At 70.2% G+C, this 24,228-nt stretch carries 23 protein-coding genes and 3 tRNA genes; 12 read left to right on the forward strand and 14 right to left on the reverse strand.

Annotated elements, in window-relative coordinates; genetic code table 11:
* Positions 1-38: 38 nt before the first annotated feature.
* Positions 39-878, forward strand: coding sequence for a hypothetical protein (locus ACH495_RS01815; RefSeq protein WP_396855863.1), 840 nt, complete (start codon positions 39-41; stop codon positions 876-878).
* Between the two features lie 256 nt (positions 879-1,134).
* On the forward strand, positions 1,135-1,344 hold the full coding sequence (locus ACH495_RS01820) for a BldC family transcriptional regulator (protein WP_007073996.1): 210 nt from the start codon (positions 1,135-1,137) through the stop codon (positions 1,342-1,344).
* A 58-nt stretch (positions 1,345-1,402) separates the two neighbouring features.
* On the opposite strand, the gene ACH495_RS01825 is transcribed toward ACH495_RS01820, so the two are convergent.
* Complete coding sequence (locus ACH495_RS01825) at positions 1,403-1,801, reverse strand: PPOX class F420-dependent oxidoreductase (protein WP_396855864.1); 399 nt, start codon at positions 1,799-1,801, stop codon at positions 1,403-1,405.
* A gap of 52 nt (positions 1,802-1,853) precedes the next feature.
* Between ACH495_RS01825 and ACH495_RS01830 the strand changes: the two genes are divergently transcribed.
* Entirely contained in the window at positions 1,854-2,633 is a 780-nt protein-coding gene (locus ACH495_RS01830; protein WP_396855865.1) for a class I SAM-dependent methyltransferase, read from the forward strand.
* A 52-nt stretch (positions 2,634-2,685) separates the two neighbouring features.
* On the opposite strand, the gene ACH495_RS01835 is transcribed toward ACH495_RS01830, so the two are convergent.
* Positions 2,686-2,973, reverse strand: coding sequence for a hypothetical protein (locus ACH495_RS01835; RefSeq protein ID WP_107157979.1), 288 nt, complete (start codon positions 2,971-2,973; stop codon positions 2,686-2,688).
* A 166-nt stretch (positions 2,974-3,139) separates the two neighbouring features.
* Between ACH495_RS01835 and ACH495_RS01840 the strand changes: the two genes are divergently transcribed.
* Both ACH495_RS01840 and ACH495_RS01845 read left to right on the forward strand, forming a co-directional pair.
* The gene (locus ACH495_RS01840) at positions 3,140-3,997 is read left to right on the forward strand and encodes a 3-hydroxyacyl-CoA dehydrogenase family protein (RefSeq protein WP_396855866.1); all 858 of its coding nucleotides are present in this window, start codon (positions 3,140-3,142) and stop codon (positions 3,995-3,997) included.
* Positions 3,994-4,737, forward strand: a complete 744-nt coding sequence (locus ACH495_RS01845; RefSeq protein WP_396855867.1) for an enoyl-CoA hydratase/isomerase family protein — start codon at positions 3,994-3,996, stop codon at positions 4,735-4,737. The genes ACH495_RS01840 and ACH495_RS01845 overlap by 4 nt, the downstream gene beginning before the upstream one ends.
* A gap of 61 nt (positions 4,738-4,798) precedes the next feature.
* On the opposite strand, the gene ACH495_RS01850 is transcribed toward ACH495_RS01845, so the two are convergent.
* The gene (locus ACH495_RS01850) at positions 4,799-6,136 is read right to left on the reverse strand and encodes an ABC transporter substrate-binding protein (protein ID WP_396855868.1); all 1,338 of its coding nucleotides are present in this window, start codon (positions 6,134-6,136) and stop codon (positions 4,799-4,801) included.
* Positions 6,137-6,302: 166 nt separating this feature from the next.
* On the opposite strand from ACH495_RS01850, the gene ACH495_RS01855 reads away from it, so the two are divergent.
* On the forward strand, positions 6,303-6,692 hold the full coding sequence (locus ACH495_RS01855) for a hypothetical protein (RefSeq protein ID WP_396855869.1): 390 nt from the start codon (positions 6,303-6,305) through the stop codon (positions 6,690-6,692).
* Between the two features lie 29 nt (positions 6,693-6,721).
* Positions 6,722-7,426 (forward strand): DUF2786 domain-containing protein, encoded by a 705-nt coding sequence (locus ACH495_RS01860; RefSeq protein WP_396855870.1) that lies wholly within the window; start codon positions 6,722-6,724, stop codon positions 7,424-7,426.
* 22 nt (positions 7,427-7,448) lie between these two features.
* Here ACH495_RS01860 and ACH495_RS01865 read toward each other — a convergent pair whose 3' ends face one another.
* The gene (locus tag ACH495_RS01865; RefSeq protein WP_396855871.1) at positions 7,449-7,964 is read right to left on the reverse strand and encodes an SRPBCC family protein; all 516 of its coding nucleotides are present in this window, start codon (positions 7,962-7,964) and stop codon (positions 7,449-7,451) included.
* 162 nt (positions 7,965-8,126) lie between these two features.
* On the opposite strand from ACH495_RS01865, the gene ACH495_RS01870 reads away from it, so the two are divergent.
* The gene (locus tag ACH495_RS01870; protein WP_396855872.1) at positions 8,127-9,035 is read left to right on the forward strand and encodes a hypothetical protein; all 909 of its coding nucleotides are present in this window, start codon (positions 8,127-8,129) and stop codon (positions 9,033-9,035) included.
* A gap of 681 nt (positions 9,036-9,716) precedes the next feature.
* Entirely contained in the window at positions 9,717-11,159 is a 1,443-nt protein-coding gene (locus ACH495_RS01875; RefSeq protein ID WP_396855873.1) for a tyrosine-type recombinase/integrase, read from the forward strand.
* 536 nt (positions 11,160-11,695) lie between these two features.
* Here ACH495_RS01875 and ACH495_RS01880 read toward each other — a convergent pair.
* Complete coding sequence (locus tag ACH495_RS01880; RefSeq protein ID WP_396855874.1) at positions 11,696-13,195, reverse strand: ATP-dependent nuclease; 1,500 nt, start codon at positions 13,193-13,195, stop codon at positions 11,696-11,698.
* A gap of 853 nt (positions 13,196-14,048) precedes the next feature.
* On the opposite strand from ACH495_RS01880, the gene ACH495_RS01885 reads away from it, so the two are divergent.
* A complete protein-coding gene (locus ACH495_RS01885) occupies positions 14,049-14,891 on the forward strand; it encodes a hypothetical protein (RefSeq protein ID WP_396855875.1) in 843 nt (280 codons plus the stop codon).
* Here ACH495_RS01885 and ACH495_RS01890 read toward each other — a convergent pair.
* From ACH495_RS01890 to ACH495_RS01930, 9 genes are all read right to left on the reverse strand, one after another.
* Complete coding sequence (locus ACH495_RS01890; protein WP_396855876.1) at positions 14,857-15,396, reverse strand: DUF488 family protein; 540 nt, start codon at positions 15,394-15,396, stop codon at positions 14,857-14,859. The two genes, ACH495_RS01885 and ACH495_RS01890, sit on opposite strands and share 35 nt — an antisense overlap.
* A gap of 669 nt (positions 15,397-16,065) precedes the next feature.
* Positions 16,066-16,139, reverse strand: a tRNA-Phe gene (locus tag ACH495_RS01895).
* Between the two features lie 74 nt (positions 16,140-16,213).
* Positions 16,214-16,287 (reverse strand) — tRNA-Asp (locus ACH495_RS01900).
* 33 nt (positions 16,288-16,320) lie between these two features.
* Positions 16,321-16,393, reverse strand: a tRNA-Glu gene (locus tag ACH495_RS01905).
* A 155-nt stretch (positions 16,394-16,548) separates the two neighbouring features.
* Positions 16,549-17,340 (reverse strand): polysaccharide deacetylase family protein, encoded by a 792-nt coding sequence (locus ACH495_RS01910; protein WP_396855877.1) that lies wholly within the window; start codon positions 17,338-17,340, stop codon positions 16,549-16,551.
* A 78-nt stretch (positions 17,341-17,418) separates the two neighbouring features.
* Positions 17,419-18,366, reverse strand: coding sequence for a MerR family transcriptional regulator (locus ACH495_RS01915; protein ID WP_396855878.1), 948 nt, complete (start codon positions 18,364-18,366; stop codon positions 17,419-17,421).
* Positions 18,356-19,030, reverse strand: a complete 675-nt coding sequence (gene idi / locus ACH495_RS01920) for an isopentenyl-diphosphate Delta-isomerase (protein ID WP_396855879.1) — start codon at positions 19,028-19,030, stop codon at positions 18,356-18,358. Before idi ends, ACH495_RS01915 begins: the two co-directional genes overlap by 11 nt.
* Entirely contained in the window at positions 19,027-20,508 is a 1,482-nt protein-coding gene (crtI, locus tag ACH495_RS01925) for a phytoene desaturase family protein (RefSeq protein ID WP_396855880.1), read from the reverse strand. Before crtI ends, idi begins: the two co-directional genes overlap by 4 nt.
* Before the next feature lie 29 nt (positions 20,509-20,537).
* Positions 20,538-21,692, reverse strand: coding sequence for a polyprenyl synthetase family protein (locus ACH495_RS01930; RefSeq protein ID WP_396855881.1), 1,155 nt, complete (start codon positions 21,690-21,692; stop codon positions 20,538-20,540).
* Between the two features lie 64 nt (positions 21,693-21,756).
* Between ACH495_RS01930 and ACH495_RS01935 the strand changes: the two genes are divergently transcribed.
* Together ACH495_RS01935 and ACH495_RS01940 are read left to right on the forward strand one after the other, a co-directional pair.
* Positions 21,757-22,683 (forward strand): phytoene/squalene synthase family protein, encoded by a 927-nt coding sequence (locus tag ACH495_RS01935; RefSeq protein WP_396855882.1) that lies wholly within the window; start codon positions 21,757-21,759, stop codon positions 22,681-22,683.
* Positions 22,680-24,002, forward strand: coding sequence for a cryptochrome/photolyase family protein (locus ACH495_RS01940; RefSeq protein ID WP_396855883.1), 1,323 nt, complete (start codon positions 22,680-22,682; stop codon positions 24,000-24,002). Before ACH495_RS01935 ends, ACH495_RS01940 begins: the two co-directional genes overlap by 4 nt.
* The last annotated feature ends 226 nt before the right edge of the window (positions 24,003-24,228 follow it).

Raw genomic sequence — 24,228 nt, forward strand, 5'->3', positions numbered from 1 at the left:
CGGCGACGGACGGTGTCGTCTCGTGGGAGGATCGCGCCGTGCCGTCGCTCTTCGCTTCATACCTGCGCGTGTACGAGCCGCTGACCGCCTTCGACCGGGACCGGCAGTCGTACTGGCGTCGGTACGTCAGCGAGGGCCGGGCGATCGCCCCACTGGAGGGGCCGGTCCGGCAGCGCACCTCGGTGATCGAGGCGCTCGGCGCGGGCTGGACCCGGCTGCCCGACCTGCCGGACGAGGCGTACGTCCTGGAGGCCGACGACACGCTGCTGGTCTGCCCCTGGAACCTGCGGATCCGGGTCGCCGAGGCGGCGCTGAGCGCCCGGGACGGCGTGCCCCCGGTGCTCGCCGACGCGTTCGTGCCGCCGGTCCTGGCCGGTCAGGCCAAGGCCGTGGTGGAGGACTGGCGCAGCGGGGCACGGGTGCTGGAGCACGGCGTGCCCCGGGTGCACGAGCAGGTCGCCACCTGGGGGGTGCCGCTGCGGTGGTTCGTGCTGTTCGAGGCCGGCGAGCGGCATCTGGTCACCGACGCGGAGCGACGCGCGCTGCGCTACCGGACGGAGATCTCCAAGGCGCGCCGCCGCTCGTCCCGGGCGCTGTCGGTGCTGCGCAAGTCGGTCGGGGAGGCGCCGATCACCGAGGCGGTCGAGGAGGCCGCCCGCTGGCTGGAGGAGTTCCATCCGCGCTCGGTGGTGGAGCTGGACTACGGCGGCCTGGTGCAGTTGCTGCCGGACGAGACGCTGGTGGCCGACGACTCGACCGAACTGGTCGCGGCGGGCCTCGCCGGGTTGTCCCGGGGCGAGGCCGAGGAGGCTTCGGCGGCGTACGACAAGCTGGTCGCCCGCTGGCGCGCGGTGCAACTTCTGGAACGCTGCAACTGACGGTCGTTTTGCCCCTATTCAGGGTACGGGATACGAGAGTGTCTCGTAGTTGACGCATCACGAACCGTGATCATGAGTCCGAATAAGGTACTTTCTGACGTGTAAAAGTCGTAAAAATCGGGCATGGTTCATCCGTCCGTCTAGGGACCTTCAGCCGTTCGGCCCATGTCGGACATCGGGGACTAGCCGGACCATGGGAGACGCGTCGGCCGGCGGGACCCCGGCCGATGTCTATACATGTGGAGGAGTGACCCCGATGGCATCGCGAACGCACGAACCCGAGCCGCTACTCACACCGGCCGAGGTGGCGTCGATGTTCCGTGTCGACCCGAAGACGGTGACCCGGTGGGCCAAGGCTGGCAAGCTCAGCGCCATCCGGACCCTGGGCGGCCACCGCCGTTACCGCGAGTCGGAGGTTCGGGCCCTGCTTCAGGGGCAGATCCCCCAGCAGCGGCAGGGTGACTGACGACCCGGAGTTTTTCCAGCTTTTCGATGAAGGGCGGTCGGCCGACGGGCCACCGCCCTCAATCGTGTCCGGGGGGCGGCGCGTCCAGCACGATCCGCAGCCCCACCGTGCCGCGCTCGCCCCGGCGCAGCCGGCTGCCCAGCAACGTCATCCGGCCGATCAGCCGGTACTTGTGCTTCAGCAGCCCGCGGACCCGGCGGGAGCGCTCCGGATCGTCGATCGTCGCGTGGCCCGGCACCGCCTCGCCGTGCGGCCGGCCCCGCACGTCGCACGGGGCCACCGTGACCCGGCCGTCCCGCCGGATCCGCTTCACCTTGCCCGAGTCGGACACCGTCCACACCGCCAACGCGTCGCCGTCGCGCACGGCCCACACCGGCGTCGGCACCGCCCGGCCGTCCTTGCGGAACGTGGTGAGCAGGACGTACTTCTCCGCCGCCAGGCGGTCCAGGTCGGTCACGCCGCCAGGATACGGCTGCGACAGCGTCGCCGAGCCCGGATAGCGTGCACCCATGACCGGGGACCCCACGATCGGCGACGTGTTCGGCGAGATGATCCGCGACGCGTACGCGGTGGCCACCGGGGTCGGACCCCGCCCGTTGGCCGGCGGACGGCTGCCCCGCCCGGTCATCGAGATCATCGAACGGGACGACGGGCTGGTCAACGGCGCGCCCGCCGGGCACTACCTGGACCCGCCGCAGCAGTGGCAGCCGCACGACCACCGGGCGGTCGACCGGGTGCACGGGCACGTGCTCGACGTCGGCGTGGGCGCCGGCCGGATCGCGCTGCACCTCCAGGAGCGCGGGGTGCCGGTCACCGGGCTGGACACCTCGCTCGGCGCGCTGCGCGTCAGCCGCCACCGCGGCGTCCGCGAGCTGGTGCACGCCACCGTCGACGAGCACGTCGCGCACGGCCGGCGCTATGACACGTTCCTGCTGCTCGGCAACAACCTCGGCCTGTTCGAGGGGCGCGAGCGGGCCCCCGCGCTGCTGGCCGCGCTCGCCGCGCTGGCCCGCCCCGGGGCGCGCGTGATCGCGCACGGCACCGACCCGTACGGCACCACCGACCCGGTGCACACCGGCTACCACGAGGCGAACCGGCGGCGCGGCCGGCTCGGCGGGCAACTGCGGTTGCGGCTGCGTTACCGGCTGCTCGGCACCGACTGGTTCGACTACCTGGTGTGCTCGCCCGACGAGTTCGCCGAGCTGGTCCACGGCTCCCCGTGGCGACTGACCGACGTGGACGACACCGACCGTCCCTACTACCTCGCCACGCTCACGCTCAGACGTTAAGAGGGGGCCCTTCCCATCGCCTAGGCGATAAGAAGGGGCCCCTCCTTACCTCTCACACCTGGACGGTGGGCGTGGTCTCCTCGGGCGGCAGGCCGCCGTCGCCGTCGACCACCTCGTCCGGCGTGCCGTCCTCGTCGATGTCGACCATGGTGATGTCCACCTTGCCGTCGCCGTCGGTGTCGAACTGGAACAGGTCGGCCTTGCCGTCGCCGTCGGTGTCCACCACCCACACGTCGGTCTTGCCGTCGTTGTTGGTGTCCGCGCGAAGCAGGTCCACCCGCTCGTCACCGCGCGTCTCGACCGTCTCGGTGCGCTCCGCGCTCTCCGGTGCCTGGCTCATCTCGTTCCTTCCTTCGGCGTTGACGGCGATCTTTACCCCGTCCGCCCGGCCCCCACGCATGCCCGGCGTCCCCGTCGGCGCATAGGGTCGCACCCAGGGACGAGCGAGCGGCCGGCCCGGTGCGGCGGAGACCCCGCGCGCCACCCGCCGCGACGAGGGGACAGCGATGAGTGGTCGTTTTGTGGTCGTCGGGGCCGGCACCATGGGCCTCGGCATCGCGTACGTGGCGGCCGGCGCCGGGTACGCGGTCGAGCTGGTCGAGGTGGACCCCGAGCGGGGGGCCGCCGCCGTCCGGCGGCTCGGCGAGCTGTGGGACCGCGCCGTGCAGCGGGGGAAGCTGACCGCCGAGGCGGCCACCGCCAACCGGGTACGCGTGACCCTGCGGACCGGGCTGGCCGAGGTGGCCGACGGGCCGGACGTGATCGTGGAGGCGGTACCGGAGCGGCTCGACCTCAAGCGCGCCGTGCTCCGCCAGGCCGAGGGCCGCCGGCCGGCGCTGCTGGGCAGCAACACCTCCAGCATCCCGATCGCCGCGCTGGCCGACGGGCTGACCCGCCCCGCGGACTTCCTCGGGCTGCACTTCTTCAACCCGGTCTGGGCGATGGCGCTGCTGGAGGTCGTGGTCGGCCCGGCCACCGCGCCGGAGACCACCGAGGCGGCGGTCGCGCTGGCCGGCCGGCTGGGCAAGGACCCCGTCGTGGTACGCGACATGCCCGGCTTCGCCACCTCCCGGCTCGGCGTCACGCTCGGCCTGGAGGCGATCCGGATGGTGGCCGACGGGGTGGCCGCCCCGGCCGACATCGACAAGGCGATGGTGCTCGGCTACCGGCACCCGGTCGGCCCGCTGGAGCTGACCGACCTGGTCGGGCTGGACGTCCGGCTCGACATCGCGCGTACGCTCCAGGTCGCGTACGGGGACCGGTTCGCGCCGCCGCCGCTGCTGGTGGAGATGGTCGCCGCCGGCCGGCTGGGCAAGAAGTCCGGTCAGGGCTTCTACACGTGGGAAGGCGGCGTCAAGCAGTGAGCGGGCTGCGGATCGAGGAGCTGCCGGACCGGCTCGTGGTCACGCTGGACCGGCCGGAGAAGCGCAACGCGATCGACGCCGACCTGGTCGGCGAGCTGCACGCGGTCTGCGCCGAGCTGGAGGCACGCCCCCGGCTGATGCTGCTCACCGGCGGGACGGCCGGCATCTTCGCCGGTGGCGCCGACATCGCCCAGCTCCGCGAGCGCGGCCGGCTGGACGCGTTGGCCGCCATCAACCAGGGCGTCTTCGCGCGGATCCGGGCGCTGCCGCTGCCCACCGTGGCGGCGGTCGACGGCCCGGCGCTGGGCGGCGGCGCCGAGCTGGCGTACGCCTGCGATCTTCGGGTGTGCACGGGCCGTGCGGTCTTCGGTCAGCCCGAGGTGCGGCTGGGCATCCTGGCCGGCGCGGGCGCGACCTACCGGCTGCCCGCGTTGATCGGCGAGGCCCGGGCCAAGGAGCTGCTCTTCACCGGCCGGCGGGTGGCCGCCGACGAGGCGCTGCGGATCGGCCTGGTGAACCGGGTGGTGGCCGACCCGGCGGAGTTGCTGCCGACCGCCCACGGCCTGCTCGACGAGATGGCCAAGGGCTCGGCGTTGGCGCTGCGGCTGACCAAGCTGGCGGTGGACGCGCCGCCGGCCGCGCACCCGCAGCTCGACCTGCTGAGCCAGGCGGTGCTCTTCGAGGACGAGGAGAAGCACCGGCGGATGACCGAGTTCCTGGAGCGGCGCCGGGCGCGTTGAGCCCCGGCACGCCGAGGGCCGCACCGGGGCGCCCCGGTGCGGCCCTCGACGGCCGGACGGCTCAGTTCCGGATCTGCACCCCGGCGTCGGCCAGTGCGGTGATCGCGGTCGCCGACTCGCCGAACCCGATCACCAGCACGGCCTCCGGGCCGAAGCTCTTGATGTCCTTGGCGAGGCCGGTGAAGTCGACAGGCGTCTTCGGGTCGTCCGGCGGCACGTAGGTCAGCAGCTTGACCCGGTCCGCCCCGACCCCGGCCTTCTCCAGCTCGGCCCGGACGTTCTCCTGGAGGCCCTCGCCGTAGGAGTCCTTACGGGCCAGGAGCACGATCTTGCGGGGGCCGTCCCGCAGCATCACGTCGGCCAGCGCGCGGCCCTGGAGGCTGTCCGGCGGGGCGGTACGGAAGTAGAGCCCCTTGTCGTCCACGGTGCTCAGCCCCGCGTCCGTGTTCGACGGCGAGAAGAGGATCCGCCCGGCGGCCACCACGTCCGGCAGCACCGCGCGGGAGACGCCGGACGCGCCGGCACCGATGATCACCGGTACGCCCTGGGCGACGTGCGTGGCCACCGTCGCCTTCGCCACCGCCGGGTTGGTGCCGTCGTCGCCCTCGATGAACTTCACCGGCTCGCCGAGCACCCCGCCGCCCGCGTTGATCTCGTTGATCGCGAGCGTGATCGCGGCGGCCATCGGCGGGTACGCCAGCGCCAGGTCACCGGTCTTCGGCAGCAGGCCGCCGAGCACCAGCGGCGCGTCCTTCGCCTTGCCGCCGCGGGGCTTGCGGCCACGCGGCGGGGACTTGGTGCTCGCCCCGGAGTCCTCGCCGGCACCGACGAACTCGGTCTTCGCGTCGTCGAGCTGCTGATTGTCGAAGTGCAGCGTGCCGTAGCTCGCGGTGGCCGGCTCACCGTTGTCGGTGAAGCCGGCCCGGGTCAGCGACACGCCCCGGTACTCCAGGTCCTGGCCGGCGCGGGCGAGCTGGAGGCAGGCCGCCACCTCGTCGCAGCGCTGGCCGCCGGTGGTCACGCCGACGATCTGCTTGGCGATCTCGGCCGGCGCGGTGGTGCCGGCGAGCTGGGCCGCCAGCGCGCTGATCACCACGGCGTCGTACGACTCCGCGGAGTAGAGGTAGTCGGTCAGCTTCGGATTGACGTTGCGTAGCCGTTCCTTGAAGCTCTCGGGCAACGGCGTGAGCGGGGTGGTGCCCTTCATGCCGTTGAGGAGATTCGCCCGGTCCTTGAGTTCCGCGGCGAAGGAATTTTGCATGTTGCCGTCGGTGCCGTAGAGGCGGACCTGGGTGGTGCCCGCGTCCTTCGGCTCGTCACTCCCGCAGGCGCTGGTAGCGAGCAGGAGCGCCGCGCAGGCCATGGACAGGGCCGCGCGCGACGTGCGATTTCCAAGCATGGTCGTCCTTCCTCCGGCGAAGGTCCGCTGCGCACATTAGCGTGCCGGTGCGGCACGTGGGACTGTGGACCGGGCTCCGTCGGCACCCCGACTGCGGGTATCACTCTCGGTGATCGACATGCTGATTCCGGGTCACCGCTTGACCCCCGGCGTTACTGTTCCGCGGGTGACCGATGACGCACAGCAGACGCTGGACGACGCGACCGCCGTGCTCCGTTCGGCGCTGGCCGGCGACGGCGCCGGTGTGGTCGGCGCCTTCGACGCGGTGGTGGACCGCTCCGGGCTGGCCGGTGCGTACGGGGTGGCCTGGTGCCTGGCCGCCACCATGCTCGGCGACGACGCCCCGGTGGGCGCCGCCGCGCTCGACTTCCCCGGCATCGACCAGGCCGACTACGACACCCGCTGGGTGGCCCGTTTCGTCAGCGCGTACGCCAACGACGACGCCGACACCGGCGAGGCGCTGTTCGGCGCGGCCGCCGCCGACGGGCTGCTGCCCGACTGCCTGCTCACGCTCGCCGGCTCGACCATCGCCACGCTGCGCAGCCGGGCGGACTGACCGCTCCGTCGTTGTGGTACCTCTGACTGATGTCCGAGGCGATGCTCAGCAAGGTGCGCAAGCTGCTCGCCCAGGCCGAGGACCCGGCCTGCACGCCCGCCGAGGCGGCCACGTTCATGGCCAAGGCCACCGAGCTGATCGCCCGGTACGGCGTCGACCGGGCACTGCTCGCGGCCCGTGAACCGGACGGCGACCCGGTCGGCGACCGGACGGTCGAGGTGGTCGCCCCGTACGCCCGGGACAAGGCCGGCCTGCTCGCCGCCGTCGCCGACCCGCTGCGGTGCCGCTGCGTCCGCCGTCGGCAGGGCACCGGCTTCGCCATGCACCTGTTCGGCTTCGCCAGCGACCTGGAACGGGTCGAGCTGCTCTTCACCTCGCTGCTGGTGCAGGCGGCGCACGGGCTGGCCGGGGCCGCCGTGCCGGTCGGGGAGCACCCGGCCGCGTTCCGGCGCACCTGGCTGGCCGGCTTCGCCCAGGTGGTCGCCGAGCGGCTGCGCGCGGCCGAGGCCGGCGCCGTCGCCGAGGCCGGCGTGCCCTCGGTGGCGCTGGTGCTCGCCGACCGCTCCGACCGTGTCCAACGCCGGCTCGCCGAGGTGTACCCGCGACTGCGTACCGCACCGCGCCGCCGGCTCGCCGGTGGTGGCTTCGGCCCGGGCGCCGCCGCCGGCCGCCGGGCCGACCTGGGCGACACCGGGCTGACCGGCACCGGGGCGCGTCCGGGCATCGCCGGCTGACCCGCGGTCGCGCGGCGGCCGGTCAGTCGGTGGCGCGGGTTACCGTCGCCAGGTAGCGGCAGAGCAGTTCGTGCCAGCCGGCGGTGAGCGCCTCGCGGTAGCCCTCGGCGGCCGAGCCGTGCCGGTCGAAGTAACGGTGCTCGACGTCCACCCGGGTCGAGTCGGGGCCTTCCGGGTGGAAGAGCACCTCCACCTCGCTGGCCCGGGCCGGGTCCGGCACCGGCACCCGGTCCGGCCCGATCTGCCAGGTGAAGACCAGTCGGCGGGGCGGATCCCAGGTCAGCACGCGGCCCCAGTCGTTGCGGAAGCCGTACGGGCCGATCTCGTAGAGCATGCCGCCGGCCCTCGGCTCGACCCCGAGCGCGGCCAGCGCCTCCGGCCCGGACCAGGTGTATTCGCGGACCCACCAGTCGGCCAGCGCGCCGGTGAAGACGGCGTACGCCCGCTCGCTGGACGCCGGGACGAGGATGCTGCTGCGCAGGGAGAAACGGTCGGATTCCTGCCGGACCTCATCCGGATCGGCCATCTCCTGTCCCATAAGCCCGGACCATACCGGCTGATGTCTCGCTGTGCAGCTTTGGTTTCGCCCGCTTCCGGACAGCGGGAACGCGGGTTCCCGACCGCGGGACCGGCGGTGGATGTCGTACCCGAAACCGGGTAACCGCCGCTGACCCGGACCGGCCGATGGGGGAGCGGGAGCATGAGCGACAGCGGAGCGACCGACGAGCGGGCCACGCCGCGGGGTACCGCCGGACCGGAACCGGACGTCCTGCTCGACGTGCCGGAGTTGTCGGTCGACGAGATCCGGCTCGCGGTCGACGGGCTCGACGCGGACCTCTCCTTGCGCGCCCGGCTGGCCAACCTGCTCCAACTGGACGCCGGCGTGCGGGTGCACCTGGAGGGCGTCGAGCTGGACATCACCGGGGTCCGGGCCGAGGCGCTGCTGAAGGTACGGCTGGAGAAGCTGGTGCAGATCCTGGACCGGGCGCTGACCACGATCGACCGCAACCCGCACCTGATCGACGCGCTGGCCCGTTCCGTCGGGGTGACCGTCGACGACGTGCACCGGGCGGCCGGCCAGGTCGTGGAGCAGGTGACCGGGACCGGTGAGGTGCTCGACCGGACCGGACAGCAGGTGGCCGAGGTCGATGAGGTGGTCGACCGGACCGGGCCGGCGGTGATGGATCGGATCGAGCGGGATACGCCGTCCGAGTCGGGTGCGCGGGCACCGTACGGGGGCGGGCCGGCGGCGGGATCCTCAGCCCCGGCAGCGGAACGGCCGGCCGGTACCGCGCGGCCGGCCGAGACGGGATCGGTGCGCGAGCCCGGGTCGGAGGCGGTGGGTGACGCCGCCTCCTCGGGGGCCGGAGCCGGGGTCGCCCCCGCCCAAGCCGCCGGGTCCGGCGGCGACGCCGAGCCCGGGACGGGACCGGGATCCGCCGCCCGTGCCTCGCCGGCGGACGGCGAGGTCGGGCCGGGCGGGGCGGCGCAACCGGGGGCCGGGGCAGCCCACCTGGCCGGGCAGGCCGGGCAGACGTTGCGGCAGGCCGGTCGGAGCGTGTGGGAGGCGATCCAGGGCGGCATGAGCCAGCACCGCCCGAGACGGTGAACGCGCGCTCAGCCCGGCCGTGGGAACTGGTGTCCCGGCGCGAGCCGCCACGTCAGATCTTGGCAGGAAACGGCCCTCGGAGGGGCCCGGAGCTTCCAAGGTCTACCGTCGGTGCCCTACGCCGAAATCGGTGCCTACAGCAAGATCCCCACCGGCGTTTCCGCTGGTGGGGATCTCTGTAGCCCGGCGAAAGGCTATGTGGCCAGGGGCGGGGTCGAACCGCCGACCTTCCGATTTTCAGGGGGAGGTTAGTGAGGGCTCTGGCCTGCGCCTATAGCAATTTGTCCGAGTTCTTTATGTATCAGGTTCTACAGAAAGTGACGATAGGGCGCCCCATATCTCGTCTCCTGTGCCCCCATGGGGGCACAGGAGACGAGATATGGGGCGCCGACCTGAATCTAGTTGAGGCGCGGGGGATCGTAGGTGCGCTCTCGGCTGCAGAAGAGCGGAGAGCGCCTCCGGCTGTCGCGGCCTCCCGTCCGGCAAGGGCGGGGCGAGCGGGAGGAGTTGAACCGCCGACCTTCCGACTTTCTGATTGCATTCAGTGAGGAGTGAGGTGCGATATGCGCCGCCGACCGGTGAAAATCTGCGAAGAAATCTCTACGCAGTGTGACGCTATACTGCGTCGAATCCCCTTGGTGCAGGCCCCATGGGCTCACGAGGCGGCGATTGGGAGGCGCGGTGGCGAAGATCGAAATCAGGTCCGGGCGGTACCGGGTTGCGTGGCGCCTGTGCGATAACGACGGCCGGCTGATCCGGAACGAGCACGGGAAGCCGTTATACCAGTCCTCTACCTGGTTGACGGAGAAGCTGGCGAAGCGGGCTCGGGACATCGCCGAGGGACATCGCCACTCGTGGACGGCCCAGCAGGTGGAGCACGAGATCCTCGGACCTCCCGCCGAGGAGCCGACCTCCGGTAGTCCTACGCTCGCGCAGTGGTTCGACCAGTGGCTTGGATCCACCACCCGCATCACGCCGGGCACCCGGGCGACCTATCAGCAGCAGTTCCGTGATCACATCAGCTCGACCTTCGGCCCCATGCCGTTGGACCAGATCACGGCGCTCGACATCGGCAGGTGGGTGAACCGCCGCAGGGCCGACGGAGCGAAGAACACCACCGTCACCCGAGATTTTTCCCTGCTGCAGCAGTGCCTCGACGCCGGGATTCGAGCACGTCACATCGAACGCAACCCCTGCAAGGACACCGACTTTGTCCGCAACCAGACCGCTGACGACGACACCGGCGAAGATGAGGCCGCAGCCTTTTCCCATGACGATTTTGTGTTACTGCGCGAGCGATTCGACAAGAAGTGGCACCCGCTGCTGAACTTCCTCGCCTACACCGGCACCCGTTGGTCCGAGGCGACCGCGGTGGCGACGGAGCACATCGTCGCGCCGTCCGCCAACAGTCCGCGACCGAAGGTGCGCATCAGCCGCGCGTGGAAGCGCACCGGCCTCGGTGCCGAGCGGTACCTCGGCACCACAAAGGGCCGGCGCCGACGCGAGCTGACGATCGACATGGAACTCTTCGAGGACCTCAGGCCGCTGCTGGAGAACAAGAAGAAGGGAGACCTGGTCTTCTCCGGCGACGAGGGCCAGATGATCGACTACTCGAACTTCTACCACCGTGTGTGGCGCCCGGCGATGATCGAAGCGCAGCGCTGCCCATCACACCCGCCACCCATGCGCGGCGAACGAACCCCGGGCCTGAAGGGCCGGTGCCGAGACCACGGCGGGACCAACGACCACGGCAAACCGTGCGGAGCTTGGCTCTCGCCGGGATGGAACCGGTGCGCCAATCACATCGGCGCGCATCCAGAAGCGGTCTCGGACTGCGACTGTTCAGGAATCCTCCGCCTAGAGGTTCACGACGGCGGCCCTCACCGACTGCGCCACTCGTGCGCAACCTGGATGTTCGCCCGTGGCGTTCCACCGCTCGTGGTGTCACGCCGGCTCGGTCACGCCACCCTGGCAATAACCAGCGAGATATACGGCCACCTGATGCCGGACTCAGACGAGGAGGCGGCTGCCGCCCTAGGCGGGATGCGCTCGAAGCCGGCCGTGGAAAAGGCTGCTGACGAGGACGACGTCGACCAAGACGCGGACCTGGGCGAAGAGGAGTAGGCCGTCTGGAGAGGTTCGCCGGCGCGCGGGATCGCCACGGCTTGACAGGCCCACTACGCTCAGTCCGTCGCTACGCGATGCTCAGCACCCAACGGGCGGACTGAGCGTAGTGGGCCCACTGTTGCTGTCGTCCTCGACCCGGAGTGGCAACCAGGCTCCCCCATCATGGGGGCCCCCAGGTCGTAGCCGCTTGGCGCATAAAGATCGAACCCTCGCTCTGGAAGGCACCCTTCCGGTATTTAAGGGATTTGTCCGCATTGCGGACGAAGAAGGACTTAGAATCGATCCTTCTGGACGGCTGGAAGATGTCGTACCCCCGTGTCATCCTTGACTCAGTCGGCTCTTGGAGGTATGCGATGGCTCCCGCCGTGCACTACCAGGTTCGACACGCGACCGCGCCGGCCCCGAATGGATGTCGGTGGTGTGGCGTCGAGCAGCGCTCTCATGGACAGCGGTGGACCAAGGGTGCCGGGTTGCATACGTGGACGACACCGACACCGCAGCAGCGTCTCGCGCGCATGCGATCTCGGCGCGCATCACGCGTCGGGGGGATTGGCCAAATCGATCAGCGCAGTAAAGACGTCGCGTAGTTCCTCTGGGACGTCCTCCGGACGTTGGAGCGTCGCAACTAGATCGTAAACCATCTCGGCTTTGCGCTGCGGTCCCTCCATACTCTCGGTCTTAAACTCCCGCAGGAGAGCATCGCTGAACTTCTTCTCTTGGCGCTTCTCCGCGATCAGCTCCGGAGTCCACGCGTTCCCGTCGTTCCTTGGCCAAGTCTTATTAGCTGTAGTGGCCCACTGTTCATCCGAGAAAAGATACTCCAGCTCTCGGTCGTCACCGCCAATCATGAACCTGTCTCTGTCGGGATCAAGGCCATATTGCTTTATCTTATCGTCGCTGAAAATCTTCTGCTTCTCCCGGCTGTCTGCATCGATGACGAGGGCTACACGCCGGTTATGGGTGGCGAGGAACTTTGCAAACATCAGGGCACCCTCGTTGTTGTTGCATGCCCAGAGCGCGATCCCGGCGGACTGCAGTGGCATTCCCGCGGCTAAGCGGAATAGCACGGGTAATGATTGTTGCTCCGTCGGCCCTTCAACACCTACGAAAAGCCGCTCGTGCAGCAATACGCTGTTGCGCAGCCCTAGTGCCGTAGCGATGCCAGAGAGGTGGCGATCGACCTCCTCGTGCCCCGAGTCGTCCGCCAGGCGCTCCATAACGGTGCGATCATCAACCAAGGTGAGATGAACGATGGAGGATATATCAACGCCGTCAATCAAATTCATAGAGTGCGTAGCAATGATCATGCGCACCTGCGGAAGGGCGCACTGTTCCCGAATAAGTTGCATTACGCGGCGCTGGTGGAAGTAGTCCAGATGCGTGTCCGGCTCGTCGTAGGCGATCAGGACATCTGAGTTGGTCTCGTCTTGGGTGTCCGCGTTCTCGCCTTGGGTGCCGGCCAGGCAAGGGGAGGGTCCTGCTCCCAGCGTGGAGGGTGGGGCTGCGGCCTCATTCCTCAGGATCTCGTTAGCCCATTCCCAAACGGCCAAGCTGATGCGTCGGGCTCGGCCTGCCCCGGCTGCATCCACAGCGACGGCTTCGCCGTCCGTTCGAGCGAGGCGAAGCTGTGCAGACTTGAAGCCGCTGGAAAAGGAGACTGTCGGCAAAACTTCCACTTGGACGAGGTCTGGGCAACGTTGCTTGATGTGTTCGCACAGCTCGGTTGCATCCGCCTGCAAGCGTTCGCTCAGCTCCGTCTCAAGTTCACGGACCCTGACGTTGAGGTCTGGGTCTTCTAGATGTCCCTTATATCGGGCATTCAAGATCGTCTTGACCGCGGTGTCGACCGAGGTCTGTTCGCCGCCGAATCGAAGGAGACGTGGCAGCCGCTCCTCGACGGCCGGCGAAGCAACAACCCAGTCGTCGACGTGAGGCCGCTCCAAGGAGAATTGTTCCAGCAGGTCCAGCCAATCCTGCTTGTTGGTCGGAGTCCTATTGATTGGGACCGAGAACTTTTCCGCCAACTCACGCAATTCGGCAATCTTCTTGCTCCGTAGGTTTCTCAGCTCCAAATCCGCCGGCACTCTTGTGAAGACTTCGAGTATCGGCGAGCAGTTACCCAAGGCGCTCCGGCGTATGCGAGTGACTGGGGGTAGGCCCAGCTGGCTTTGCTCCAGCATGCTGAGTGTGAATGAGCCTTCGACCCAGGTATGGTCAACCCGCTCCCCGCCATCAACTGACGGCTCCTGGGCGCCTGGCAAGGGGTCGCAGGGTTCGATTTCTGCGTAATGAGTAGGCGTGCTTGCGGCTCGAAGGAAGGAGCGGTCCGCGTTCTGGAGCGTATAGGGGCCGAGCAGAAACCCGATAGCATCGAGGGTAGCTGTCTTTCCCCCGTCATTATGCCCCGTGAGGATTGTAGGTGCCCCCAGCGGTATAGGGCCGACTAGCGCCAAGCTTCGGAAGCCGGACACCAGGACTGACTCAAGACGCACGCTGGTCACCTCGTCACAGGAAATTTCCGTACTGGCGCTGCTGTCCGCCAGTGACGCACGAACGGGTCTATCACACCAGAGATGATCATTTCTTGTCGCAACGCGGCATCTGGATCTTTGTGCGTGGCCGTTTGTTAAAAATGACCAAATTGCGTTTATTCGTCCCTCGCGTATCGAGGTTGAGTGCCGCTCCCGCTCCTGTCGACTACCCGACATGCCTGGGCTTGAGTGGAGCGTCGTTCTGTCGAGATCCCGCAGACGACGAAGTGGCAGCTTGCCGGGCGTGAACTCTCAGTCGAGAAGAGCCAGTGACTCGGTGCTTCCGCAAGACCACATTCTGTGGTGCCATCGAAGGGGTGTGCGCAGCATCGCCTGAGAATCTTGGGGGTGTCGGGTGGCTCAGCTATCACTCTTCGGCCCGTCCGGTGAAGAGTTGAATCCCAAGCCGGCAAGCGACGAAGTGGTACGGCTGCGTGTACTCATAACCGTCAAAGCTGCACCAAACCCGTCAGAAAAGTACGGGGAGACGGTGTGTGTGGCAGGGGTGCGGGCGGAGCTTGAGCATCCGGGATGGGTCCGCCTCTACCCGATCAACTTCCGCTACCTCGACTCGACGGAGAAGTTCGACAAGTACGACGTCGTCAGCGTAGACGCCATCCCGGCGCGGGGAGGTGACCAGCGGCGTGAGAGTTGGCGCCCACTAATGGGCACTCTTGTAAGAGAGCGGCGCCTGCCCCCTTGGAGACAGCGAAGGGCCTGGCTGGATTCGTACATCCAACCTTCGATGTGTCAACTCAACCAGGGTGCGCGGAATACGGCGGACAGCCAGTCCTTGGCCTTGGTCCAACCAAGCGAGGTCGGGGACCTGAAGATCAGGCTGCATGAGGGCTGGACTAAAGAGGAACAACGCAAGATCGACGCCTACGTCAACCAGCTTGACCTCCTTGATGACCAGGACCGAACGCCACTGGAGGCACCGAGGTTCCGAGGCGCCTATCGATATCGATGCTGGGACCGGCGTTGCCGGGGGCATGAGCAGGGTCTGTTGGACTGGGAGTTCGTGGCCCTCCAACGACGTTTGCGCCACTGCTCGGACGAGGAAGCACGCGGTGAACTCAAGAAGAAGTTCCTCGACATGATGTGCGCGCCAAAGCGGGACGTCGCCTTCTACGTCGGCAACCAGGCCAAACGCCGGCACGTCTTCAGCGTGCTGGGCGTCTACTACCCCGAGCGCTAACCGACCGCCGAACGGCTTCTGCAAGCACCACGTCTCGGTGACAGCGGTGCTGATCGGCCTCGAAGCACAGCACCGCGACCCGCTCGGCAGCCCCAGCAGCAGCTAGAGCGTCGAGCGCACCAGCGGCCTCCGGTCGACTCAGTAGCGCGGCAAAGACATGGCGAGCCTCGGCGAGCTCGGCTGGCGAGCCGGCGAAGCCTGCACGGTTGCTCTTGGGATTACCCAGCTCAGGCCGGTGTTCGTACGCAACGCCTACGGCGGCAAGCGCCCGCGTCAAGGCCGTCTTACTGAAGCCCGGTTTACGTGATAACGGAGTGAGTCGTACATCCACGAGCCGACTAACCTGCGCGTCGGCGAGTCCGTTCGCGAAGCTGGCGATATCACGCCCCTGGTAGCCAACTCCGATCAAACCGGTCGGCTGCGCAAGTACCTGGCTCTTCATCCTCAGCCCTGCCACGCTCTCCGCAGTAGCGACGACTTCCGGCATCGTCTGCGATCTTGCCATCAACTACCCAGCCTGCCACGGCCGAGGGCCGCAGTCTCGCCGTAAGAGCAGAAAACCGCGTGGGGTCTCGCCCTAGCGGTCACACGCCGCTCCCTCCGTGACATGGCTGATCGCCCGGTGTAGGTCCGACAGGCGGACCGTGACCACTCTGTCTTCGGCTGCGGCGCGCTTTCCGCCAGCGACCAGCTCCCGCAGCATCACCGATGGGTTGGTGCCTCGACGGCTCGCTTCCTCTACCAGCCATCGAGAAAGGTCGTCAGGAAGGCGGGTTGAGTAGACCATGGTCACCTTGCGGGGCGTGGTCTCCACCTCTGCGCCCGACCAGTCGATGGGTTCTTGTGCTGCCCGGGCAGCTTCATCACGATTCATGGTCGCCCTTCCGATGGCTCGGCAGTCGGTGGCCGATCGGTGTCGGGCAGTGGCCACGTCTCTACCTACGGTGATCCCCGTCACGCTCCAGTGCAGTCTACAAGCGTAAACAGCAGCTAACTGTCCCGCCCTGGTCACCTTCAGTAAGATCGGCGAGGCATGTCTCGCGCACTTGAGCCCTTGGGCTCACGACGGGCTCACGGTTGAGCGGACTTCTATCGATGAATGAGGCGGACAAAAAGAAGGGCGGTGACCGCGTTTCCGCAGGTCACCGCCCTTGTAGCCCGGCGAAAGGCTATGTGGCCAGGGGCGGGGTCGAACCGCCGACCTTCCGATTTTCAGTCGGACGCTCGTACCAACTGAGCTACCTGGCCGTGGTGCTCGGCACATGCTACCGCACGGCCGATACGCAGAACGCCGCGCATGATGTGCGCGGCGTCAGCGCTTGCGGTCCTGACGGGACTTGAACCCGCGACCTCCGCCTTGACAGGGCGGCGAGCACTCCAACTGCTCCACAGGACCTTGCTGGTGTTGCCTCCGGCGCGAGCCGGACCGTGCCCCCAACGGGATTCGAACCCGTGCTACCGCCTTGAAAGGGCGGCGTCCTGGGCCGCTAGACGATGAGGGCGGCCCCGCCATCATTGCACACTCGCAACTTCAAGCGGACTTGCTCCCATCCGGCCCCGCCGGAGGCAGGAGAAGCATATGCCATCCCTCCTCGGACGACCAAACCGGTATGGCCGCACCCACACCGCTGAGCGAAGTCGCAGCTCAGTGGCGGTGTCACCGCAGCCGGACGATGCCGTACCGCCGCTTGAGGTCCGGGATCAGCCGCCGGCAGGCGGCCATGGTCTGGGTCCGGTCGCCGCCCGCGTCGTGCATCAGCACCACCGAACCGTGATGGGCGGCCGACTCCACCCGCGTGATGATCTTCTTGGCCGGTGGGTGGTCCCAGTCCTGCGGGTCGACGCTCCAGTGCAGCGGACGCAGGCCCAGTTGCCGGGCGACGACGAGCTCCTCGGCGGTCCACCGGCCGCCCGGCTGGCGGAACCAGGTGATGGGTGCCTTGGGCGCGGCCGCGTGGATGACCCGGTTCGTCCGTTCCAGGTCGGCCCGGATCTCGGCCGCCGGCCGCCGGCCGAGGTCCACGTCGTGCCGCCAGCTGTGGTTGCAGAGCTGGTGACCCTCGCGGACGATCTGGGCCACCAGGTGCGGGTAGCGCTTGGCCTGCTTGCCGACCAGGCAGAACGTGGCGGTGACGTGGGCCGCCCGGAGCTGGGCCAGGATCTGCGGGGTGTAGCGGGGGTCCGGCCCGTCGTCGAAGGTGAGCGCCACGCCCGGGCTGCCGCTGCGTCGGTGCAGCCCGGCCGGGAGCTTCTTGGGCAGCGGACGCAGCTTCGGCTTCGGCGGCGGGGTGGTGCGGGACGGCTGGGGCTTCGGACTGGGGCTCGGCTTCGGCGCGGCCGAGGCGGACGGCTGGGCGGTGACCCGTTGCGGGGTCTTGCCCGAGCCGCCACAGCCGGCGACGAGGAGCACCAGGCCGAGGGCGAACGCCAACAGGGTGCGTGGACGCATCTGTCGCTCCCGGAGGGGGTCGGGTCAGACGGACTTTCCGACCGTAGTGGACGCCACCGGGGAGCGGGAGAGGGGCCCTCAACCCGCCGTCGACTGATCCAGCGAATCCCGTACGGCCACGGCCAGCGAGAGCGCCTCGGCGAGGTCGACCGGGCGGACCACTCCGGCCGGTAGCGAGTCGGCCCGCCACCCGGGACCGGCGGCCAGCACCAGCAGCGGGCGGCGCGGGGCGGCCAGCAGCGCGGCGAGCTGGTGCGGGTCGGCGGTGGCCCGGGTGTGCGACCAGAGCACCACGGCCGCCGGTCCGGTCCGGTTGACGGCCTCGACCAGGGCGGCCACCGGCACCCGGGCACCGAGCATGCGGTAGCTCACACCGATCTCGGCCAGCGCGGCGGCCAGCGCCTCCAGGGGCAGCGAGTGCTGTTCCTCGTCGGCGCAGGAGAGCAGGATGCGGGGCGGCCCGACGGCCGGGTGCGCGCGCGCCACCGAGGCGAACGCCTCGGAGACGCACCGGGACATCAGGTGTTCCACCTCGATCAGGCCGGCGGTGGCGACGTGCCGTTCACCGATGCCGGCGAGCACCGGCCGGAGCAGCCCCTCCCAGGTGGCCACCACGCCGTCCGTGGCGAGTGACTCGGCGATGGTGCGACCGATCGCCACCGTGTCCAGCCGCATGGCGGCCCGGGCCAGGCCACGGGCGACCGGGCCGGCCCGGCCGACCGGGATGGTGGTCCCGCCGCCGTCCCGGACCGTGGTGGCGCCGGCCTTCAGGCCGAGCCGTTCCGGTGGCAGCACGGCCGGCGCCTGCCGGGCCCAGCGGGCCGCCTCGGCGGGTGCCACCCCCTCCACGGTGAGCCGCCGCATGATCTCCAGGCGGGCGAGGTCGGCGGGCGTGTAGCGCCGGTGGTGGCCCGGCACGTGCGCGCTGGGGCCGAGGCCGTACCGCTGGTGCCAGGTGCGGAGCGTGGTGACCGCCACGCCCAACCGGCGCGCGACGGCCCCCGCGCTCAGCGCCTCATCGGCCACCCGACCGCTCCGGTGCCTCGGCGGCGGGCACGCCCGTCCGGGACGACTCGACGGGCACGCCCGTCCGGGACGACTCGACGGGCACGCCCGTCCGGGACGACTCGACGGGCACGCCCGTCCGGGCCGGGTCGGCCGGGTGCAGCAGCCGGTTCACCACGCCGCCCAGCCAGGGCGCGTACGCCCGGGGGTCGGCGTCGAGGTCGGCGATCACCGCGACCGGATCCGCCCAGCGCAACTCGGCCACCTCGTCCGGGTCGGGCCGGGTGGGCAGGTCGGCCGGCACGTCGGCGCGCAGCACGTGGTCGTACTCGAACTCGACCCGGCCGGTGGCCGGATCCTCGGCGTAGTAGAGGTAGATCCCCACCTCGGTCAGGTCGACCGGGCCGAGGCCGAGCTCCTCGTCGAGCCGGCGGTTGGCGGCGTCGGCCAGCGACTGGCCGGGCAGCGGGTGCCCGCAGCAGGAGTTCGCCCAGCGCAGCGGGAAGCGGGTCTTGACCGCGGCCCGCCGCTGGAGCAGGACCCGCCCGGCGGGATCGACCAGCAACACCGAGAAGGCCCGGTGCAGCCGGCCGGGCGGCTGGTGGGCGGTGGCCACGGTGGTCTCGCCGAGCGCCCGGCCACCGTCGTCGACCAGCTCGACCAGGTGCTCCTCCCGCCCGGTCACGACGAGTGTCCGGTGATCCGGGCGGCGGCCAGCTTGCCGCTGATCAGCACCATCGGCACCCCCACGCCGGGCTGGGTGCCGGAGCCGACGAAGACCACGTTGCCCAGCGTGCGGTGCAGGTTCGACGGGCGGAACGGGCCGGTCTGGAAGAGGCTGTGCGCGGCGGCGAACGGGGTGCCGGCGGCCATGCCCTGCGCCGCCCAGTCGGCCGGGGTGACGGCGCGCAGCACCTCGATGCCGTCGCCGAACCCGACGTAGCCGCGCTCCTCCAGCGTGGTCACGAGCTGGTCGGCGTAGCGCTCGGTGAGGTCGCCGGGCCAGTCGAACGGCGCCCGGTCGAGGTTCGGCACCGGGGCCAGCACGTAGTAGGTGTGCTTCCCGGCCGGGGCCACCGACGGATCGGTGCGGCTCGGGTTCGTCACCAGCAGCGACGGGTCGGTCATCAGCTCGCCTCGCCGGATCACCTCGTCGAACGTGCCCTTCCAGGCGCGTCCGAAGTGGATGTTGTGGTGGGCGATCTTGCCATAGCCCTGCTTGCTGCCGATGTGCAGCACCACGCAGGACGGCGAGTAGGTGAGCCTGCGCTGCCGGCTGGACGGCAACAGCTCCTGGTAGGCGACCGGCAGGTCGGGGTTGAGCACCACCACGTCGGCGGGGACGAACTCGCCGTCCGAGGTGATCACGCCGGTGGCCCGCCCGTGGGCGGTCTCCACCCGGGTCACCGTGGTGCCGTACCGGATCTGCACGCCGTGCTTCTCGGCCGCGCCGGCCATGCCGCGGGAGACCGCGTGGATGCCGCCGCGCGGGAAGCTCACCCCGGCCACCGAGTCGAGGTACGCGATGACCGTGTAGATGGCCAGCGCGTCGTGCGGCGACAGGCCGGCGTACATCGCCTGGAAGGAGAAGATCCGCTGGGTACGCGGGTCGCGGAAGAACTGGTTGATCTTCGTCTGGAGTCGCCGGAAGGCGCCGTTGGCGAACAGCTTCAGCAGGTTGCCGGTGATCAGGTCGGTCGGCGCGTCGAGGTTGCGCTCGATGAAGTCGGCCCGCTCCCACTTCCACAGGTTGCGCGCGTAGTCGACGAAGCGCAGGTAGCCGTCCGCCTCCCGGGGACCGCAGACCTTGGCGATCTCGGCGGCCATCCGGGTGGTGTCGGTGATGACGTCCAGCGTCGACCCGTCCGGGTAGTAGGCACGGTAGGCCGGGTCGAGCGGGGTCAGGTCGAGCCAGTCGCCCAGCTCCTCGCCCACCGCGCCCAGCGCCTCGGCGATCAGGTCGGGCATGGTGAGCACGGTCGGGCCGGTGTCGAACTCGTACCCGTCGACGCTGAGCCGACCGGCGCGCCCGCCCGGCACCGGCTCGCGTTCCAGCACTGTCACCTGCCGGCCGCTGCCGGCCAGGTGCAGCGCGCAGGCCAGCCCACCCAGCCCGGCGCCGACCACTACCACCCGGTCGGTCCGTCCGTTGACGGTGCGCATTCCGGCTCCCTTGTTCGCGAGGTTGCTCATCAGGACCGCCGCGCGGTGGCGGCGGTGGCGAGGCCGGTCAGCGCGGTGCGTGCGGTCTCGTCGATCGGTGCGGCGTCCAGCGCGACCAGCGCCTCGGACACCCGTTCGGAGATCATCCGCTCCACCCGCGCCACGGCCCCGGTGTCCCGGACCAGGTCGGTCAGGCGGGCCAGCTCGCGTGCGTCGGCGACCGAGCCGGCCCGGTCCAGCGCGCGGCGCTGCGCCGGGTCGGCGAGCTGCCGGGCCAGCATCAGCAGCGCGGTCGGCTTGCCGGTGCGCAGGTCGTCCCCGGCCGGCTTGCCGGTGGTCGCCGGGTCGCCGTAGACGCCGAGCAGGTCGTCGCGGAGCTGGAACGCCTCGCCGACGGCCAGCCCGTAGCGGGTGTACGCGGCGATCAGCGGGCCGTCCGCGTCGGCGCCGGCCAGGCAGGCGCCGAAGAGCAGCGGTCGCTGGACGGTGTAGCTGGCGGTCTTGTAGCGGGCCACCCGCAGCGCCCGGTCGACCGACCAGCTCGCCGCGTCGTTCTCGCCGAGCACGTCCAGGAACTGCCCGGCGACCGTCTCCACCCGCATCTGGTCGTAGCAGCGACGCACGTCGAGCAGCCGGTCCGCGGGCACGGTGGCGTGCGCCATCAGCCGGTCGGCCCAGACCATGCAGAGGTCGCCGATGAGCACGGCGACGGCCTCGCCGTACCGGTCGGGGTCGCCGGTGTGCCCGGCGGCGCGGTGCCGCGCGGCAGCGTCCCGGTGTGCGGTGGGCCGGCCGCGTCGGGTGTCGGAGGCGTCCATCACGTCGTCGTGCACCAGTGCGAACGTGTGCAGCAACTCCAGCGCGGAGAGCGCGGGCAGCACCGCGGGCAGCGGATCGTCGCCGCCGACCACGCCGCGCCAGCCCCAGTACGCGAACGTCGGACGCACCCGCTTGCCGCCGGCCAGCACGCAGTCGCGTGCGGTCGCGGCGAAACCACCCATCGCTGCGTCGATCTCGGTCAGTGAGTCGACTTCGGCGGCCAGGAACGCCGTCAGCGTGTCATCAACGCCTCTGACCAGGTCTTTCGTGAACGCGGCCAGTACGCCGCGGACCGGATCGTCCGTCGCTTCCGGCTGTGCCGGCGCGACGCGGAGCGCATTACCCGCAACTGCGTCGTTGGCCATGTGAGGGAGCGTACCCTAGGGTTACGAGTTGCGTCGATTGCTGCGTCGAAACCGAGGAGGGCCGGTGGACACCGATCTCACCGCTGCCTATGACCGCTGCCGCGAGCTGCACCGGCGTCACGGCCGTACCTACTATCTCGCCACCCGGCTGCTCCCCGCTTGGAAACGACGGCATGTGCACGCCCTGTACGGCTTCACCCGCTACGCGGACGAGATCGTCGACCGCACCGAGGACCTGCCGCCCGCCGAGCGGGCCGCCAAGCTGCGCGAGTGGTCGGACCGCTTCGTCGCCGGCCTGCACGGTGCGTCGGTCGACGACCCGCTGCTCCCTGCCGTGCTGCACACCATCGCCGTGTTCGACCTGGACCGCGCCGACTTCGCGTCGTTCCTGCGCAGCATGGCGATGGACCTGACGGTGATGTCGTACCCGACCTACGACGACCTGCTCGACTACATGGAGGGCTCGGCCGCGGTCATCGGCACCATGATGCTGCCGATCCTGGGCAGCTCCGACCCGGCCGCCGCCCGGGAGCCCGCCCGCCAGCTCGGGTTCGCGTTCCAGCTCACCAACTTCATCCGGGACGTCGCCGAGGACCTCGACCGCGGCCGGACCTACCTGCCCGACGAGGACCTGGCCAAGTTCGACGTCACCCGCGACGACCTGCTCGCCGCGAAGGCCGCCGGGCGGACCACGCCGGCGATCCGCGAGCTGATCGAGTACGAGGTGACCCGCGCCCAGGCCCACTACCTCGCCGCCGCGCCGGGCATCCCGCTGCTCAACCCCGCCTCCCAGGCGTGCATGCGGACCGCGTACGCGCTCTACGGCGGCATCCTCGACGAGGTGGCCGCCCAGGACTTCGACGTCTTCGTCCGTCGGGCCCTGGTGCCGCAGCGGCGGCGGATGGCGGTCGCCGCGCGGTCGCTGCTCACCCCGACCGGCACGCCGGTGCGGGTGCCCGGCCCGGCGCTCACCCCGGCCCTGGCCGGATGACCGAGCGTACGGCGGTCGTGCTGTTCACCCGCGACCTGCGGGTGCACGACCACCCGGCGCTGGCGGCGGCCGTCTCGGCGTTCGACCGGGTGGTGCCGCTCTACGTGCTCGACCCGACGTTGCAGAAGCTCTCGCCGAACCGCACCCGCTTCCTGCACCAGAGCCTGGCCGAGCTGCGCGAGGCGCTCCGCAAGCGCGGCGGCGACCTGGTCGTCCGGCGCGGCGACCCGGTGGCCGAGACGGTCAAGCTGGCCCGCGCGGTCGGCGCCGAGGGCGTCGGGCTCTCCGCCGACGTCAGCCGCCACGCCCACCGCCGGGAACGCCGCCTGCGCGCCGAGTGCGAGCGGCACCGGATGTTCCTGCGGCTCTTCCCCGGGCTGACCATCGTCGAGCCGGGCGCGCTGCGGCCGACCGGCGGCGACCACTACCGGGTGTTCAGCCCCTACTTCCGCGCCTGGCAGGGCGTGGAGCTGCGCGAGGAGTTGGCCGCGCCGAAGCGGATCCGGCTGCCCGACGACGTCGACCCGGGACGGCTGCCGGAACCGCCGAAGGGCGACAGCCCGGACGCCGCCGAGGGCGGGGAGAGCGTCGCCCAGCGCCGGCTCAAGGCCTGGCTGCCCACGCTCGACCGGTACGACGACATCCACGACGACATGGCCGGCGACGACACCTCCCGGCTCAGCCCGTACCTCCGGTGGGGTTGCCTCTCGCCGCTCGCGGTGGCGAACCGGGCCGGCGACCGGGACGGGCCGTTCGTCCGGCAGCTCTGCTGGCGCGACTTCTACCACCAGGTCGTCGCCGGTTTCCCCGACCTGAGCACGACGGCCTACCGGCGCGGCGCCCGGGAGGACTGGCGGGACGACAGGCACGCGCTGGCCGCCTGGACCGAGGGGCGCACCGGGATGCCGATCGTGGACGCCGGCATGCGGCAGATGCGCGCCGAGGGCTGGATGCACAACCGGGCCCGGCTCATCACCGCCGGCTACCTGACCAAGCACCTCGGCCTGGACTGGCGTCCCGGCCTGGACGTCTTCTTCCGCTGGCTGCTCGACGGCGACCGGGTCAACAACTCCGGCAACTGGCAGTGGGTGGCCGGCACCGGCAACGACAGCCGGCCGTACCGGGGCTTCAACCCGGTACGGCAGGCCGAGCGCTACGACCCGGACGGCGCGTACGTGCGGCGGTGGGTGCCCGAGCTGGAGTCGGTGGCGGGCAATGCGGTGCACCAGCCGTGGCGGCTGCCCGACGAGACGCGGCGCGCGCTCGACTACCCGCCGCCGCTGGACGTCCCCGGCAGCGACCCGGTCTGGCTGCGCTGAACCGACCGGCGCGCGCCTCGGTCACCTTCCGTAACCCAAGCGGCCCAACCGGACGCTGCCTGCGGCCCCCTTTGCTCTGCAGCCATATCCGCATCGGTTACGGAGCGTGGCTGTACGCCCCGCCGCGCCGTATCGGCGCGGCTGCTGAACTGCCAGCTCAAGCAGGTGCTGCGCCATTGGCTGCAGAGCAAAGGCGAAAAATGAGGCACGGGTCTTCCCACCCCGA

The sequence above is a fragment of the Micromonospora sp. NPDC018662 genome (assembly GCF_044391475.1).
In the GTDB taxonomy this organism is placed as follows: Bacteria; Actinomycetota; Actinomycetes; order Mycobacteriales; family Micromonosporaceae; genus Micromonospora.